The sequence below is a fragment of the Aeromicrobium phragmitis genome (assembly GCF_003674095.1).
In the GTDB taxonomy this organism is placed as follows: Bacteria; Actinomycetota; Actinomycetes; order Propionibacteriales; family Nocardioidaceae; genus Aeromicrobium; species Aeromicrobium phragmitis.
The window spans coordinates 1-335 of the sequence record NZ_RDBF01000229.1 but is presented as its reverse complement, the minus strand read 5'-3'; the positions used below and the strand labels follow the sequence as shown (position 1 = coordinate 335).

Here is a 335-nt window from a genome sequence, read left to right as displayed (position 1 = left end):
CGTCCCCCGACTGTGCTGTCCTCGTGCTGGTTCACGATGATTCCGGCGACCCTCAGGGTCGCGTTGTAGTGCTCACGGACACTCGTAATGGTCTGTAGGAGCTGCGCCAAGCCGTTTGCGCTCCACAGGCGCGAGTGGGTGACGACGATGACCCCATGGGCGGCGGTGAGCCCGTTGATGGTGAGCTGATCCAGCGAGGGCGCACAGTCGATGAGGATCAGGTCGTAGTCCTCTGAGACGTCCTCGAGGGCCTCCCTGATTCGGCCTTCACGGCCGGCACCCGCGATCACGAGCTCGTCACGCACATAGCCGAGTGCGATCCCGCTGGTAGGTAC

General features: G+C 63.9%; 1 protein-coding gene. It reads right to left on the bottom strand.

The window, feature by feature from the left end:
• The coding region (locus tag D9V41_RS17100; protein ID WP_243697332.1) for a ParA family protein at positions 1-305 on the bottom strand (305 nt) is incomplete at its 3' end.
• Between the last annotated feature and the right edge of the window lie 30 nt (positions 306-335).